Raw genomic sequence first — 15584 nt, forward strand, 5'->3', positions numbered from 1 at the left:
AAATGATGAAGTTCCGCATCTCTTTGCCCCGAATGACGTTGTTCGTTTTCGCGGCATTTGTTCTTTCTCTTTTTGCGTTGAATGCCGTGCAAGCGGAAAAATCCTTCTCGCCTTCCGGCCCTTACCTTCTGGGTCCCAACGATAAAGTCCGCGTCAAGGTGTATGGCGAGCCGGACATCACCGGCGAATACGAAGTTGATAGCAACGGCAGCGTGTCAATTCCGTTGGCAGGGCGTGTTCAAGCTGTCGGAAAAACCACCAAACAACTTGAAGGCGCTATACGTGCCGCTCTTGCGAAAGGCATCGTGCGCGACCCTCGTGTCAATGTCGATGTCGCGACCTATCGTCCCTACTACATATTGGGCGAAGTGAAGAACAGCGGCGAGTATCCCTACAAGGTAGGCCTCACCATCATGGACGCTGTTGCCGCTGCAGGTGGTTTCACCTATCGCGCCAACGAACACAAAGTATATTTGCGCCGCGCAGGCGTCGGCAGAGAGGAAGAATATACGCTTAACGCGCCTGTTCTTGTTTATCCCGGCGATAATATTCGTATCCCGGAGCGATATTTCTAATGCGCGTGCGCGCATCTTACATTGTCACGCGAGTTTCCTCGTGTGGCCATACTCTCGTCCCTTTGCCGTAATCTTCTTCCGCACCGCGAAAACTTTCTCTGGCGTGGTGCGTTAAGAACGAGATTTGTCAGCGAGGAATCATCTCATGGCAAATGAGACGTCTGACACAAGCGCTTCACCAGTTACTGCATGATGGCGTAACGCCGTCCATAAACGTGGACGGCGATGTGTAGCGTGTTCCCCGCAAGGGCTGAGTAATGAAATGTATTCGAGCAGGTTCGGTTTCCAATGCTCCTGTTATCCGCGCATTGTTGGCGATCTCGGAAGATTGCACTGTCTGCTTCGTTGCGACGACAGCAACATTCTTCCTGCTGTTCGTTTCGCATGTTCATGCTCAGGCCGTCCCGCTCAACTTTGACACGGTGGCGCCACCTTGGAACGCCCTTCAGGTGTTCGAGGCGTCACCGCTTCCGGATTTTCGCGATCCGAACAGCACCGATCCGATTCCGCCGGAGGATATGCCGGTGAAAAAGAGACAGCAGCCCGGCTACGAGCCTGTCGGCATTCGTTATGGTTCATGGATGATCAATCCCGCGCTCACCAGCGGCGGGTTCTTCGACAGCAATGTCTTTTCCTCGAACACGACAAAGAATTCGGATTTTGCGGCCGTCGTTGAGCCGACGCTACGAGCACACACGCTGTGGGAACGGCATGGCATCGATCTGAAGCTCGATGCGCAATCGATGATCTACGGCCAGTTCTCGAGCCTGAATCAGAACAACATCAGCCTGAAAGGGAGTGGCTGGTATGACGTTGCCCGCGACCTCAAGGTGCTGGGAAGCTTTCAGGTTGCCCATCTGAATGAGGGTGTCGGAACGCTCAGTTCGCCGGTCAATGCAGTCGCGCCGACGCCGTATAATTTGTATTCGAGCGATGTCGCCGTTCGCAAGGAATTCAATCGGCTGGCAGCTTCCGTCGGTATGGGTGTCAAATCCTACGACTATCAGTCGACGCGCGCACAGGACGGCAGCACCATCAATCAGGATGGGCGCGACGGCCAGATCTATACCGTTCACGGCCGGCTCGATTATGCCTTCTCTCCATTTCTTGGCTGGTTTGCGGCGCTTGAGGGCAACGAGCGACAGATTCGCGGCACGCCGGGTCATACGCTAGATTCCGACGGTTACCGTGCTCTCTCCGGCATAACGCTCGGACGCGCGAATTTGCTGAGCGGCGAAATCGGCGGCGGCTATGTCAGCCAGCGCTTTGACGATCCCACCATCGGCACGATCTCGGGTCCATCATATCATGCAAGCCTGTTGTGGCGTCCGACCCGCTTGCTCGACATTCACGCCAAGGCTGAGCAGCTTGTGACGGAAACATCCGACACTAGTTCCAGCGGTGTGCTCGCCAACGCGTTTCAGGTGGGGGCAGATTACGAGTTGCTGCGCAACGTCGTGATTTCGCTGAGCGGCGGATATGAGAACGATAAGTTCTTCGGGCAGACAAGAAAAGACACGGTCACGTCGACCGACGCGCGCATCAAATACATGCTTAATCGCTTCGCCTCGGTCTCGGTCTATCACCGCTACACCGACCGTAAGAGCGACATTCCGGCATTCAGCTACGAAAAACATCTGGTGGGGATCAATGTTACAGCGCAATTCTGATGAACTCGCCGCTCCCCGGGTGGAACAAATCGGCATGGGTGTCGAAGACGCGGCGGGTCCGGCCGTTGATCTTCGCGAGATCGGGCGCATTCTTCGCCGGCGCGGGGGAGTCATCGCCTATCTGGCGGCCTCGCTTGTCGGTATCGCCCTGCTCTACGTATTGCTGGCCACCACGCGTTATACCGCAACATCGACGGTCGTTATCGATCCGCGGCATGCGAATGTCACTGATACAACGCAGCCTGTTCTTTCGAGTTACGGAACCGATGATGCGACCATCGAGAGTCAGGCCCTGCTTATCCAGTCGGTTGCCACGCTTCAGCGCGTGGTCGACAAACTTAAACTGACTGAAGATGAAGAATTCTCTCCCGAGCCCGGGTTTCTTGATCCGATCAAGCGCGTTATTGGCAGCCTGTTCAGCAGCGAAAGCAATGAGGCGGCGCCGGACAATGCCGCGCAGACCCGTTCCGTTGATTTGCTGCAAAAGCGGCTCAAGGTCGTCCGTCAGGGAACGACCTTTCTGGTAGATATCAATGTCAGCTCAAAGTCGCCCCGCAAGGCCGCACTGATCGCGAATGCGATTGCGGATGCCTATCTGGAAGAGCAGGTTCGCGCGAAGTTCGACGTGACGCGCACCGCTGCAAAATGGCTGAACGGGCAACTGGATTCATTGAAAGCCCGCGTTGTGGCTTCCGAAAAAGCGGTCGAGGATTTCCGCGCGGCCAACAACCTTGCCGTCTCCCAGGGCGTTACCCTTAATGACCAGCAGATCACCGATCTGAACAACAAGCTGATCTCGGCACGCTCCGAAACGGCCGAAGCGCGCGCCAAGTTCGAGCAGGTGCAGCAACTCTCCAAATCCGGCAACGATCCCGGCGGCATCAATGCGGCTATTTCTTCCGACATCATCACCAAGCTGCGGACACAATATGCGGACATCGCCAAGAATGAGGCGGACCTGACGAGCAAATATGGCCCCCGTCATCCGCTGGTGGCCAGCGTGCACGCGCAGCTCAAGGATACGCAGCGGTTGATTGATCAGGAGATCAAGCGAATCCTGCAAAGCACGGCACACGATTACGACGTGGCGAAATCGCGCGAGAAATCGCTGCAGGACAGTCTGGACCAGTTGCAGAACGTTTCGAGCGAATCCGGGCAAGCTCAGGTCCGCCTCCATGAATTGCAGCGTGAGGCTGAAGCCAATCGCACGCTTTATGAATCCTACCTGGCGCGTGCCAAGGAGACGTCTTCGCAGGAAAGCCTGGAGATGCCGGATTCGCGCATCGTCACGAAGGCCTCCATTCCTCTCAAGCCCTCCTCCCCCAAGACGCTGCTGATCCTGGGGCTTGCCATCGTTCTCGGTGGCGGAGGCGGGGTGGTTCTGGCATTGCTGCTCGATTATCTCGACAGCCGCATCAAGACGCTGGAACAGGCCGAAGCGATTTCCGGCGTGCCGGCGCTTGCCGCCATTCCCCGGATCGGCGCGCGTGAACTTGCCAGCCGTGCGAAGCGCGGGCGTTTCGATCTCAAGGGCTATGATCCCGCCATCATGCGGCTGCTGCCGCCATCCCTGCAGCCGCCCTTGATGCGCTATGCCCTCGAGGAGCCCGGCACCTTTTTTGCCGAAGCAGTCCGTGCGGCGCGGCTGTCCATTCAGCGCGTGCTGCGGACACAATCCGCGAAAGTCGTGCTCGTGACATCCGCGCTCGACAGCGAGGGAAAAACGACGTTCGCCTCCAACCTGGCGCTGTCGTTCGCCTCACTTGGTGTCAAAACGCTTCTGATCGATGGTGACTTGCGCAATCCGGGGCTGACGCGCGCGGTTAGCCCACGCGCAAGTGCCGGCCTGATGCAAGTCGCGACCGGAGAGATTCCGCTTGAGCGGGCGATTCTGTTCGACCGCAGTTCGGGCCTGTCGATTTTGCCGGCTACTGTTTGCGACAATGACAACACCATCACCGAGCTGATGTTTTCCGAAGAGATCGCAACCGTTCTTGATCGGTTGCGTGTTCACTACGAACTCATCATCATCGATTCGCCACCGCTGATCCCGCTCGTGGATGGACGCGCGCTTGCGGAGTTGGCTGATCGTATCGTGCTCGCACTGGCGTGGGACCAGACGCCGAAGGAAGTCCTGCTTCATATGATGGAACTGCTCGAGCCGGTATCGGACCGGATCCTCGGCACGGTTCTCACGCAGGTCGATCTCAGCCGCCTGCGCTTTTACGACTACTATCGCAGTTCGGCTTATTTGAAGCCCTATGTAGCTTCTGTGGCCGCGGCAGGTGGGGCCGCGCATTGAAGCCGCGTCCCACAGTATTTGCGCAATGTGATCAAGTGAGTGCAGTCGCCCTTCCTCGCTCTGCGCATCCCGGATTAAGCAGGCCGGGAGTCGATCAGTCGTCCACGGTCCACGCGTTGATCGAGGTCGCGATCGTTGGACTGATGCTGCTGGCTGTGGTGGCGCTGCTTTGTCTTTCGTCATCCATGCTGACCAACCTGAAGGTGCACTATGTCACCAGCGGCGGCATTTTTCTGGAGAAGGTCCATGTCGCGAGCTATTGTGTTTTTGCGGCTTTCTTTCTCTGTCTGATCCGCCACGGCAATCCGATCAGTAACCTGTTGTCGAGCCTTGCGAATGCCCGTCTGACGATCGTTCTGTTTCTATGCTGGATTGCGCTGTTCTTTCAGATCGTCATTCTGAAGCGGCCCTTTACGACAATTATCGATTCCTTCCTGTTGCCGCCGATGATCTGTCTCGTCGTCTGGCAACTGACGAGTTCACAGCGGCGCGTGCTAGCCTGGGTGTTTCATGCCGGCATTCTGCTCAATGTCGCGCTCGGATATTATGAATATTTTTCCGGTCATCGGCTGTTTCCGCTGACGGTCGGCAATATCCTGGTGCTCGGTGAATGGCGTTCATCCGCCCTGCTCGGTCATCCTCTGACTGCGTCCGGCTTGATCGCTGCTTACGTCATGGCGCTGGTGGTGCGGCCTGCGATCCTTCCTGCGATTCTTAGATTGCCGATCATGGCGTTCTGTTTCGTGTCGTTGATGGTATTCGGCGGCAGGACGGCCTTGATGACGACGCTCGTCGTAATGGCATGCCTTGTCGGCTGGAAAGGCCTTCGCTTCGGCTTTGGGGAGCAGATGTCACTGCTCGGTATCATCGCGGCCATGTGCCTTGTCTCATTGCTCGCGGGCGCCGCGTTTGTGGCCTTTGATTCCGGAATCTTCGACAAGATGTTGCTGCGGTTTTCGTCGGACAAGGGTAGCGCTCTCGCAAGATTTGCGACGCTGCATCTGCTTTCTTACCTCGACTGGATGGAACTCCTTCTCGGCGCCAGTCCCGATCGGATCACCGCTCTTCAATCCCAGCTCGGGTTGAACTATGGCATCGAAAATTTCTGGATATCGTGCATTACCCAGTTCGGGCTCGTTCACACCGTTCTGATGACGGTCGGTCTTTTGTGCTTTTTTATCGATCTGACACGCAGATCGGATCGCGGCGTATGGCCGATCTATTTGTTGATGCTGATGATCGCAGCAAGCTCCGTCAGCTTTTCATCGAAAAACATTCAATTGGCTCAATTCGTCGCTCTGATCACACTGCTTCTGCCGAAGGAGTGGCGACTAATCGATAACCGTCAGTTCCAAAGAAAGAGAGTGTCGCCACGCTTTGCGCTGGCGCATAGAATGCAATGAGGTCTGCCCAATGACCATCTACGTCGATCATACTCATCTTGGGAGGCATGTGACCGGTCTTGAGCGAATCACGCTTGAGCTGTTTTCGAAAGAAGCTCTTGCGCCGCTACCCATCGTTCCTGTGACGGCGCAGGGAACGAGACAGATGATTATACGGCAGACGCTGGAGCTTCCGATGAAGCTCGCAGCGTCGGATTCGATTGTGCTGTGCCCCGGGTTTCCACCAAGCCCCCTTCTGAGGCCATTTGCATCGCGCGTTCTGCCCTATTTTCACGACGATTTTCTTATTTCTCGCCGCGCCGACCTCAATCGCCGCGCGCGGCTCTATATGGCCGCGCCATTCAAATTGGCACTGCAGAGCTATCCACGATTCTTGACCAACTCAGCGACGACGCGTGAACGACTAAGGCAATACAGCCGCAGGGACGCCGAGATCACGCTCTACCGTCCGTCCGTACGAAATGTGTTCAATGTTTCGGATGATATGCGTGCAGAGCGCGCCGTGGATGCTTCTTCCATCCGGCTCATTGCGCTCGGCACTGTCGAGCCACGGAAGAATCTTGTTGCGGCTGGGCGGATATTGATCGCGCTTCGTGCTCAGGGATTTACCGGAGCCACGCTGGATATCATCGGCCGGCGCGGTTGGGGAGCAGATTGGAGGCAACTCGAGCAAATACCAGGCGTCACATTGCACGGGTATCAGTCTGTTTCCGCTGTCGCGGATCTTCTCGAGAAAGCGGATATCTTTATCTGCACGTCTCACGATGAAGGGCTGGGGCTTCCCTTGCTAGAGGCTCAATATAGCGGGCTTCCGATTGTGGCGCCGGACGCCGACGTGTTCCGGGAAGTTCTGGGGCAATCCGGAATCTTCATCGATCCGACTGATCCGAACGCCGCCGCAGCGAGTATTGCACGACTTGTTGCGCCGAATGACTGGAGACGAATTCATGCGCGGCAAGCGCGAGACAATCTGGCGCGGTGGAACAATCTGGCAGCATCGGATCGCGACGCCGTCCTTGACCTGATTGCTCGGATGGCGCGGAAGCACCTGCGGGATGCAGCGCCGCTTGGAAACAGCTCCGTTGTCGCGCGCTGATCGTCCGGAACTCTCCCGAAAGGTGAAAATGACGACGGCAGCAGGCAATCCGGTAGCATGGGCTGACGCCGTGACAGTGCCCTCTTCCAAGGCGCGCGACGTCACGATCGACAGCATACGCGGCATTGCGATCCTGATGGTGATCGGCATTCATTCCCTGCCCCAGCCGCTCGCCTCTGGCTGGACAATCATGTTGGATGCCGCGTTGAGGCCGTGCGTTCCGATCTTTCTCTTTGCATCGGGGATGATGTCCGCAGGCAAGACACATATTCCGCTAGGCCGCCGTGTGATGACGGCGACAGTTCCCTACACGATCGCGTTCCTGGCCGCCTATATCTATATGGCGCTGCATAATCCGAACATGGATCATCGATTACATGTGACGCTTGCCCGGTTCGGGTTAGCCTATGTGTTCGTGTATTACTACGTGTTCGTGTACGTCGGCTGCACCGTTGCTCTCTGGTTTGTTCTCAAGCTCGCCAAATTATTGGGAGACAGCCACGACAGCCTTGCGATGTTGCTCGTCTTAGCTATCGGATTTGGCCTTTTGACGGGTGCCTATCTCGATCCGTTACTTGCAAAAGTAGGTTTCTCGCCTTCCCTCATCGAAGAGGTGCGGATGCGGGACATCCCGTTCTGGTTTGCATTTCTTGCTTTGGGTCTGCTGACCGGAACATTTCGGCTCAACGAAACTTTGCGGGAGCGGAAGGCGCTGTTGCTGGCCGCTGCCGCGATTGCCTATGTGATCTATGCTGGCGCCCGGCTGTGGAAGATCGGCGACGATGCCGACTATGACTCACTGGCATTTTTCGGATACGCATCCCTTGCCGCCTTGATGCTTCTCACTTGGCGTCCAGCATCGGTTGCGCTCGCAATGCTCGGTTCCGGCAGTTACTTCATCTATCTCTGGCACATTTTTATTGTCATGTTCCTGCGTGATCATGGCGCCTTCGATCGATTCACGCCGCTTGCTGGATTTGTCTTCACGTTTGCAGCGACAGCGATCCTGATCGCTTTTTTTCTCGTCTGCGTCAGGCGTCTTGCTCCTGGCACGATGCGACGCTGGGTCGGGGCCTGACCATGCTGTTGCGACACACCCTGCTTTATCTCCCAGCCCAGGTGATCGGCCCGCTGTTCCAGCTTCTGGCGATGATCGTCTGGACGCATGTCGTTAGCGATCACACGCTCGGAATTATCACACTGGTGACGGCGACGCATGAGTTGCTGCAGATCGGTTTCTTGTCCTGGTGGTCCCAATATGCGCTTCGATTCTTCGGGCGTTATGAGAGTGCGGGTGAAGAGCAGCGATTTTATGCGACGGAAAGTTTCGTCATCCTGGTCTCGATGGTTCTGCAGAGCCTTGCGATGGTCGGCGTGGTGCTGGTCGTCATCGCGCCCGATGCGAGTCCATTCCTCCTCGCCGCCAGCGTCGGTTACGTGATCTCGCGAACGCTGAACCTCTATATTGGAGAGCGCGCACGGGCTCGTCACCAGATCGGAATCTACTCCATCCAGCAAATTGTCGGCCCCTCAGCCGGATTGCTGCTCGGCCTTTTTCTGATCCATCTGTTCGGCCCGATGCCGGAATGGCCGCTGACCGGATATTTCGTGATGCAGCTTCTTGCCGCAATCGCCGTGCTACCGTTCATCGGATACAGCACTCGCTTGTGGCCGATCGATCGCGAGATTTTCCGCCACGCTCTTCATTATGGCGTGCCGATCATTATTGGCGGCGGATTGGGTTGGGTTGGTCTCAACGCATCGCGTTTCATCCTCAATGACATGCTGGGTGTTGCCGCGGCTGGTTTGTTCGCCGTCGGCTACGGGCTCGGCCAGCGCGCCGCCGCGGTTGCCGCCATGCTGGTCACGGCAGCGGCTTTTCCGCTTGCGGTGAAGCATATGGAACAAGGCGGCAGCAAAGCCGCCATGGACCAACTCGTGGACAACAGCGCGCTTCTGTTCGCGATCCTGGTTCCGAGCATTGCCGGGATATACTCGCTTCGCGTAGAGATCGTGCACCTGCTGATCGCGGCTCCGTTTCAGACGGCGACTCTGGCGATTTTACCGCTATCCGCGCTGGCAGGCTCTATCCGCAACCTCCGTGCCCATTTTGGCGATCAGGTGTTTCTGCTGCACAACCGGACGCGGTTGATGGTGGTGGTATCGTCGATCGATGCGGCCGTTACCGTGACTCTGAGCGTGATTTTTATCCACCGCTGGGGTCTGGTCGGCGCCGCAGCGGCAACGGTGGGGTCAGCCTGTGCCGCCGCCGCGGTCAGTTTTGTTATTGGCTTTACGAAATTCGGCCTGACGCTGCCGGTGTCACACCTTCTGCGATCCGGGATGGCGACCGTCCTGATGATGGTCGTGCTGTATCGCCTCCCGGAGGCGACAAATTTCGCAGGCCTTGCCTTCCACATCGCGATTGGTGCCGGCATCTATGCTGCGGCGCTTGCCGTTTTCTATGCGCGAAGTCTGTTTCAGTTGTGGATCGTCCGTGCGCATCAACCCTTGCGGAGTTAGTTCATGCCTTGCTCGCGTTAGCGAATGCCCGCTGTATCGCGAACCAGAGAGGCTTCTTCTGTAGATTCGCGTCATAGGGCAATGATCGCGGCATTCGGGTGGCGGACGGGTCCTTCTTCTTGGCAATATCGGTATAGAACGAATAATTATCGGCCAGTTCCCAGGCGATCACCGCCTTGACGCGAGGAATTTTGAGAACGTTATCGAGAAAAGCCTCCGCCGTCTTTGCAACCATGGCGTCGCGAGCGGAGACGTCATCCGGGAAAGTATCATCCCGGACGTCGAATTCTGTGATGTAGATATCGACGCCAAGTTCGCTGAGTTTGTGAACGAAGTCGATGAACCGCGCGGGATCGTGCGGGTATTTCGGTTGCAAGTGACCCTGCAAGCCGACGACATCGAGGCGTACGCCGGAATCTTTCAGTTTCTTGACGAGGTCAAGCAACCCGGCGCGCACCGTGAGCCCGAGAGAATCGTCGCGCTCGGTTTGCGCTTCGTTGAGGACGAATTTGGTGGTTTTGTCGACGGTGCCAGCGCGCTCGTAAGCGCGGCGGATATAATCCGTTCCAAACGCATCATACCATGGGCCCAATCGATACCCGCCAGGTGCCTTGTGGCCGGGCCAGAATGGCTCGTTGATGATATCCCACGATTGCAGTTTGCCGACATAGCGGCTGACAACTTCCTCAATATAGCGGTCGAAAAATGAGCGCCGCTCGTCGGTCGACATGTTGCGCACCCATTGTGGAACCCATTCGTTCCAGATGACGCAGTGGCCGCGCATGGGAATGCGATTCGTCGTGCAGAATTGCAACAGTTTATCTGCTGCTTCGAAATGCTTTGCGCCCGGCTGTGGCGCGATGCTGCCCATCTTCAAGGCAGTATCGGTTGTGATGATACGTGTTTGCGATGTGTAGAGATCACGATACCCAATGTCGTGATCGATTGCGCCGCTTGCGGCCGCGCCGAACATCACATTCTTGCTTTTGGCAACATCACCAAGGCTCTCTGCGAGGGATGCGCGTGACTCTGTTCCGCACAATAAGGCAATCGCTGTACCAGAGAGTGTTGCGATTGTATCGCGTCGCGTGATGTGTTGCATGAATGTTTCTCCTGACGTGATGAGAAAAATTATTCGAGCATCGCCACGCTTGCGTCGCATTGGTCCATTTTGATGACGTTGAACATCGAGATCGATCTTCGATGTTTGTTCACGCTCCCGCGTGTTCGTGTGCGCGTACCGACAAATCGTCATCAGGGGATCGACATGTTGGACACGTCTTTGGCGCGCTCGCGTCACAATCTCACCGTCGATGGAGTTTCCATCAATGTTCCATCGATGCCGGATGCCGTGACATCCGTGATCGATGCGGCGCGACGCGGAGAAAAATTCTCTGTTTGCACGCTCAACCTCGATCATGTGGTTCAACTCGAACGGCGCGCCGATTTTCGCAACGCTTATCGTCGCGCGAGGTTCGTGACGGCGGACGGATTCCCGATTGTAATATTGAGCAGACTTCTTGGAACTCATATCCAGCGCACCACCGGCGCTGATCTGATCGAGCCGCTCTGCGCGGAAGCGCAAAAACAGCACTTGTCTATTTTTTTGCTCGGCTCGAACAATGTCACGCTTGCGGAGACCGCGAAGGCTCTTTCGCGGCGTTACAAGGGTATTCGCTTCGCGGGTTTCTTTTCGCCTGGGCCGGATTTCGATCCCTACTCGCAGGAAGCAGATTTCGCCATTGAAAGCATTCGACGCTCGGGAGCGCGGCTATGCTTTCTGGCGCTCGGTGCGCCAAAACAGGAAGTGTTTGCCGCGCGTTGCCTCGACCGGCTGGACGGCACGGGCTTTCTGTGTATCGGCGCGGGCCTCGACTTCATTGCCGGAACACAGCGGCGCGCACCGGCAATCACGCAAAAAATCGGCCTCGAATGGGCATGGCGAATGCTGAAGAACCCCAGACGCCTCGGGCTGCGCTACGCTAAATGCGTGGCGGTCATTCCGAAGCTATTCGTCAAGACTCTCCCTCAAATCATCAGTGCGCGCACAAGGACGGCTGCATGACATCAAACGTGACCCTTGCCCAACGTGCGCGAAACACTCGCCGCCGTTATCAGATCTGTCTGATCCATCCGTTCGACCCGCGCGGCCAGAAGGTTGGCGGCCTGGAAACCTATATTCGCGATTTCATCACGTTTCATCCATCGGATACGGACCTTTTGTTTATCGGCGTCGATTCCATCGGCGATCTTGAAATCGGAAAAATTCGCCGCCTGTCCTTCCGTGGCCGCCAGTTCGATTTCATGCCGATCTTGCGCTACTCCGACGAGCAGGCACGCGAAGCGGCAAAAACTATCCGTTCGTCGCTGACCGGTCAGTTCTTTATGGCCCTGTTGCGGAATTTCCGGGCGATCGCACACCTGATCCGGGCACGGAAATGCAGCATCGATCTGCGGCGTGTGGAGTTTTCATGGCTTCCAGTCATCCTGCGCCTGCCCTTCGTGCAAATGCTGCATGGAGAAGGCGCGCCGAAACTGAAAATGGATTCGTTACTGAGCAAATATTCGTTCGTGCACAATGCTGGCGAACGATTTGCGATTGCCACTAGCGAGAAATTTCTTTGCGTTAATCCGTTTATTACGGAACGCCTGCAGAAGACCTATCCGAACCAAAAGGCAAAGATCGATACGCTGTGGACCTGGGTGAATACCAACATCTTCCAGCCACAGCCCTTCCCCTCGACGAACCTGCCGTTCCGCGTGATCTTCGCGGGCCGTCTCGACGAGTTCAAACAACCGCCTCTGATGTTCAGGACCATCGCGCGGCTGCGCGACAGGCTCCACGGAAACCTGGAATTTCACTATGTCGGGACCAGCGATCCAACCCGGTTTGCCGAATTTGAGGACATCGCGGACATCACCACCCGCCACGGGTTCAAGGACGCCATCGGAATGGCGGCAACCATCGCATCAGCTCATGCGGGAATTTTAACTTCGGAATTCGAAGGCATGCCCCGTTGCGTGCTAGAGACGCTCGCCATCGGTCGCCCCGTTGTCGCGGTGCATTTGCCGCAGCTCGAGTCGGTCATTCACGACGGCACGAGTGGCTATCTGGTGCCGCGTGAAGGCTCGCCGGACGATATAGCGGAAATGCTCGTGAAGCGGTTTCTTGTAGTCCAGAATCATATCGCCAGTGGCGAGATGCAGCCGGAAACGGTCGCTGCGTCGATCGAGAACTTCACCCCGGGCACCCAACTGGCACGCGTGTTCCATTATCACCAGGAAATCCAGAACGCGCGCCATCCGCTTGTGATGGCGCAACGTCACGAGGGGTTGCTGTGAAAATTCTACTGCTGACCAGCGAGTTCACGCCAGCGAATGGCGGAATCGGCACATATGCGCGCGAGATCGCCGCCGCAGCCTGGGAGCTTGGCGCGGATGTTACCGTTGTCGCGCCGGATTATGGCGAGCCAACGGATGATAGCGATCTTCCGTTCAAGGTATCGCGGTTTCATGGCGGCCTGCATTCCATGCGCGATCTGCCGGCCAAGGTCAGACTGGTCCACGCTGAAACCGCCAAGTCGTATTACGACGTCGTTCATGCTGCGGATTGGCCGTTCTTCATTCCCGTGGCGATGTCGCGCCATCAGATCAACGGCCGGATGATGATGACCGTACACGGGACGGAGATCAACGAAACTCAGACGCCACTCAAGCGGCTTGCCATTCGTGGCACTGGCGTGTTCGGCCCTCGCGCGGAGATTGTCGCGAACAGCGGATTTACCCGCGACCTGTTCTGCGACCGCTTTCCGGTCAGCCGGGCGCAGATCAATGCAGTATCGCTCGGTGTCTCCGATTTCTGGTTTGGCCCGCACAGACGCCGGTCGCGGGCGCGCTGGCTATACGGAATCGAATCGAGCCGCATCGCAATGGTGACGGTTGCCCGCATCACCCGTCGCAAAGGGCATCACCTGACCCTCTCAGCACTTGAGCGATTGCCCGATCACATTCGCAACTCCGTCACATGGCTGGTGGTCGGCCCGCCGGGCGAATCCGACTACGTCCAGGAATTTCGCGATATGGTCGATCAATCGCCATGCGACATTCGCCTGCTGGGCTCCCTGCATGATGAGGAAATTCGTGATCTCTATTCCGGTGCGGATTTCTTTTGCCTCACCGGCACGCCAGATTCATCGGGCCGTGTCGAGGGATTTGGCCTTGTCTATCTGGAAGCTGCGGCTTGCGGGCTGCCAAGCGTGGCATCGGCAATCGGCGGCGTTCCCGATGCAGTGATGAATGGAACGACCGGCCTGTTGACGGAAGCAGAGCCGAACGCCGTGGCCGGGGCGATTTCTCGGATGGTTCTCGACAGCGGCTTGCGGATTGATCTTGCAAATGCCGCGAAGATGCACGCCCATGAGATGTCGTGGCGCCGCTGTGCGGGCGAAACCTATGGTCTGCCCTATACCCCCCTTTCTCATCCGTCGTCCGGAGACGGACCGATCAGATTGGCACCTATGTTTGAAGATGCGGCGGATGCGCGGCATCCTCTGGTGCATTGAGCCATGCCAAGATTGCTAGTTGCGTGCGTTGCAGTTTGCATCGGCTGCCAGTCGGTATTCGCGGCCGACGGTTGCATGCGAAGCCGGGAGTATCTGCTGGGCGGCATGGCAGGCGATCTGGCAATGCCGGTTGCGGCCTATGCCAATCTGTTCAAGATTTGCTCCACCACAGCAGTGATGCCGAATGTGAAGAATGCCTACATCCTCAAGGATGGCGGCATCGCAGTGACGCCCAAGCAGGATACGATTGCGGCAACCGCCGCCACATTGTCGCAATTCTGCGAATCCAACCCGCGTGCCACACTTCGTTTCCTCACCAAGCGGGATTTGAAACTGAGCCGGTCGATCCTCGATATCGTCAAAATATCATCGACATCCGCAACTCCTTGCAAGACGCTCAAGGGACTGAACTAGCGGCTATCGCCCCCAGAACCCGATTCGTCTCCTTGCGTTGGCTGGGATGTTGTCCTGCGAGGCGCATTCACGCTGAGATACTGTTTGAGGTCTGATGGTCGACATCGATCGTTTGCTGTGTTGTCCGCGCTGTCACTCGGAACTCCATCTCAATGAAACGCCTATCCGCTGTTCCGGAACAGATTGCGTGTTTTCAAAAACGGGTTTTCCCCGCGCCGCGGGCCAGCCCGTTCTCATCGATTTCGAGCACAGTATTTTTGAACGCGCCGCTTATGATGACGATTGCGGGTCGGTCTTTGATCGGGATGATACAGGGCGAGGATATGCGCTCCGCCTGCGGCGGATGCTCACCGGCTCGAACCCCGTCACGCCGCAGAAATCGAAAGAGATGGTCCGAATTCTCGAGCGTAAAATACAAAGGCCTGTCGTGCTTGTGATCGGCGGCGGCGCGATCGGCTCCGGCGCCGACCCACTTTATAACACGCAAGGCATCCAGATCGTCGGCACCGATGTTTATGCGTCAAGGAACACGAACGTTGTGGCCGATGGGCATTTTCTCCCGTTCCAGAATCAGACCTTCGATGCCGTCTGGATTCAGGCGGTTCTCGAGCATGTGCTGGATCCATCGGCCGTCGTTGACGAAATCCATCGCGTGCTGAAGCCTGGCGGTATCGTTTATGCCGATACGCCATTCATCCAGCAGGTTCACGAACAAGCTTATGACTTCACGCGGTTCACCTTGAGCGGCCATCGCTGGCTGTTTCGACGTTTCGAGGAAATCGATTCCGGTGCTGTGGGCGGTGCGGGCAAGGCGCTGCTCTGGTCGATCCGCTATGTCGTACTGTCGCTTGGGTTTAATACCCGGATTGCAACGCTCGTGGCGCTGCCGTTCTTCTGGCTGCGATTCATCGATTATTTTGCGAAGCCCGGCCCTAAATCCGATGCGGCAAGCGGTGTCTTCTTCTTCGGGCGCCGCTCCGAGACAGAACTGATCGCCAAGGACATGCTGCGCTATTACGCAGCCAAGCATCCGCGTTGA

13 protein-coding genes are annotated in these 15584 nt (G+C 57.0%); 12 read left to right on the forward strand and 1 reads right to left on the reverse strand.

All coding sequences use genetic code 11. The features are described from left to right. The first annotated feature begins 5 nt into the window (after positions 1 to 5). The 7 genes from AC1RNA_RS12160 to AC1RNA_RS12190 all read left to right on the forward strand — a co-directional run bounded on the left by AC1RNA_RS12160 (position 6) and on the right by AC1RNA_RS12190 (position 9569). On the forward strand, positions 6 to 575 hold the full coding sequence (locus AC1RNA_RS12160; protein WP_009339466.1) for a polysaccharide biosynthesis/export family protein: 570 nt from the start codon (positions 6 to 8) through the stop codon (positions 573 to 575). 257 nt (positions 576 to 832) lie between these two features. Continuing rightward, positions 833 to 2245 carry an outer membrane beta-barrel protein gene (locus tag AC1RNA_RS12165; RefSeq protein WP_492951281.1) on the forward strand — a complete coding sequence of 471 codons (1413 nt, stop codon included), beginning with the start codon at positions 833 to 835 and terminating at the stop codon, positions 2243 to 2245. Positions 2246 to 2279: 34 nt separating this feature from the next. Next, positions 2280 to 4547, forward strand: a complete 2268-nt coding sequence (locus AC1RNA_RS12170) for a GumC family protein (protein WP_492951282.1) — start codon at positions 2280 to 2282, stop codon at positions 4545 to 4547. A gap of 116 nt (positions 4548 to 4663) precedes the next feature. Then, positions 4664 to 5950: a VpsF family polysaccharide biosynthesis protein gene (locus AC1RNA_RS12175; protein ID WP_492951283.1), complete on the forward strand. Its 1287-nt coding sequence runs from the start codon at positions 4664 to 4666 to the stop codon at positions 5948 to 5950. A 10-nt stretch (positions 5951 to 5960) separates the two neighbouring features. Continuing rightward, positions 5961 to 7046 (forward strand): glycosyltransferase, encoded by a 1086-nt coding sequence (locus tag AC1RNA_RS12180; RefSeq protein WP_492951284.1) that lies wholly within the window; start codon positions 5961 to 5963, stop codon positions 7044 to 7046. Positions 7047 to 7074: 28 nt separating this feature from the next. Next, positions 7075 to 8124 carry an acyltransferase family protein gene (locus AC1RNA_RS12185; protein ID WP_492951285.1) on the forward strand — a complete coding sequence of 350 codons (1050 nt, stop codon included), beginning with the start codon at positions 7075 to 7077 and terminating at the stop codon, positions 8122 to 8124. A gap of 2 nt (positions 8125 to 8126) precedes the next feature. Beyond that, entirely contained in the window at positions 8127 to 9569 is a 1443-nt protein-coding gene (locus AC1RNA_RS12190; RefSeq protein WP_492951286.1) for a lipopolysaccharide biosynthesis protein, read from the forward strand. 1 nt (position 9570) lies between these two features. Here the strand turns inward: AC1RNA_RS12190 and AC1RNA_RS12195 are convergent, their stop codons facing one another. Beyond that, positions 9571 to 10671, reverse strand: coding sequence for an endo-1,4-beta-xylanase (locus AC1RNA_RS12195; RefSeq protein WP_492951287.1), 1101 nt, complete (start codon positions 10669 to 10671; stop codon positions 9571 to 9573). Between the two features lie 165 nt (positions 10672 to 10836). On the opposite strand from AC1RNA_RS12195, the gene AC1RNA_RS12200 reads away from it, so the two are divergent. The 5 genes from AC1RNA_RS12200 (at position 10837) to AC1RNA_RS12220 (ending at position 15584) form a co-directional block, all read left to right on the forward strand. Then, positions 10837 to 11634: a WecB/TagA/CpsF family glycosyltransferase gene (locus AC1RNA_RS12200; protein ID WP_492951288.1), complete on the forward strand. Its 798-nt coding sequence runs from the start codon at positions 10837 to 10839 to the stop codon at positions 11632 to 11634. After that, complete coding sequence (locus tag AC1RNA_RS12205; protein WP_492951546.1) at positions 11631 to 12911, forward strand: glycosyltransferase family 4 protein; 1281 nt, start codon at positions 11631 to 11633, stop codon at positions 12909 to 12911. The genes AC1RNA_RS12200 and AC1RNA_RS12205 overlap by 4 nt, the downstream gene beginning before the upstream one ends. Beyond that, on the forward strand, positions 12908 to 14131 hold the full coding sequence (locus AC1RNA_RS12210) for a glycosyltransferase family 4 protein (RefSeq protein ID WP_492951289.1): 1224 nt from the start codon (positions 12908 to 12910) through the stop codon (positions 14129 to 14131). The genes AC1RNA_RS12205 and AC1RNA_RS12210 overlap by 4 nt, the downstream gene beginning before the upstream one ends. Positions 14132 to 14206: 75 nt before the next feature. Beyond that, complete coding sequence (locus AC1RNA_RS12215; RefSeq protein ID WP_492951290.1) at positions 14207 to 14545, forward strand: hypothetical protein; 339 nt, start codon at positions 14207 to 14209, stop codon at positions 14543 to 14545. 94 nt (positions 14546 to 14639) lie between these two features. Next, positions 14640 to 15584: a class I SAM-dependent methyltransferase gene (locus tag AC1RNA_RS12220; RefSeq protein ID WP_492951291.1), complete on the forward strand. Its 945-nt coding sequence runs from the start codon at positions 14640 to 14642 to the stop codon at positions 15582 to 15584.

It is taken from the genome of Afipia sp. GW821-FHT14H12 (genome assembly GCF_058803465.1).

What these genes read in the sequence shown, in the direction of transcription:
- AC1RNA_RS12160 (WP_009339466.1), top strand. Translation starts at nt 6, where the DNA reads ATGAAGTTCCGCATCTCTTTGCCCCGAATGACGTTGTTCGTTTTCGCG.
- AC1RNA_RS12215 (WP_492951290.1), top strand. Translation starts at nt 14,207, where the DNA reads ATGCGAAGCCGGGAGTATCTGCTGGGCGGCATGGCAGGCGATCTGGCA.
- AC1RNA_RS12200 (WP_492951288.1), top strand. Translation starts at nt 10,837, where the DNA reads ATGTTGGACACGTCTTTGGCGCGCTCGCGTCACAATCTCACCGTCGAT.
- AC1RNA_RS12195 (WP_492951287.1), bottom strand. Translation starts at nt 10,671, where the DNA reads ATGCAACACATCACGCGACGCGATACAATCGCAACACTCTCTGGTACA.
- AC1RNA_RS12220 (WP_492951291.1), top strand. Translation starts at nt 14,640, where the DNA reads ATGGTCGACATCGATCGTTTGCTGTGTTGTCCGCGCTGTCACTCGGAA.
- AC1RNA_RS12190 (WP_492951286.1), top strand. Translation starts at nt 8,127, where the DNA reads ATGCTGTTGCGACACACCCTGCTTTATCTCCCAGCCCAGGTGATCGGC.
- AC1RNA_RS12170 (WP_492951282.1), top strand. Translation starts at nt 2,280, where the DNA reads ATGGGTGTCGAAGACGCGGCGGGTCCGGCCGTTGATCTTCGCGAGATC.
- AC1RNA_RS12185 (WP_492951285.1), top strand. Translation starts at nt 7,075, where the DNA reads ATGACGACGGCAGCAGGCAATCCGGTAGCATGGGCTGACGCCGTGACA.
- AC1RNA_RS12165 (WP_492951281.1), top strand. Translation starts at nt 833, where the DNA reads ATGAAATGTATTCGAGCAGGTTCGGTTTCCAATGCTCCTGTTATCCGC.
- AC1RNA_RS12180 (WP_492951284.1), top strand. Translation starts at nt 5,961, where the DNA reads ATGACCATCTACGTCGATCATACTCATCTTGGGAGGCATGTGACCGGT.
- AC1RNA_RS12205 (WP_492951546.1), top strand. Translation starts at nt 11,631, where the DNA reads ATGACATCAAACGTGACCCTTGCCCAACGTGCGCGAAACACTCGCCGC.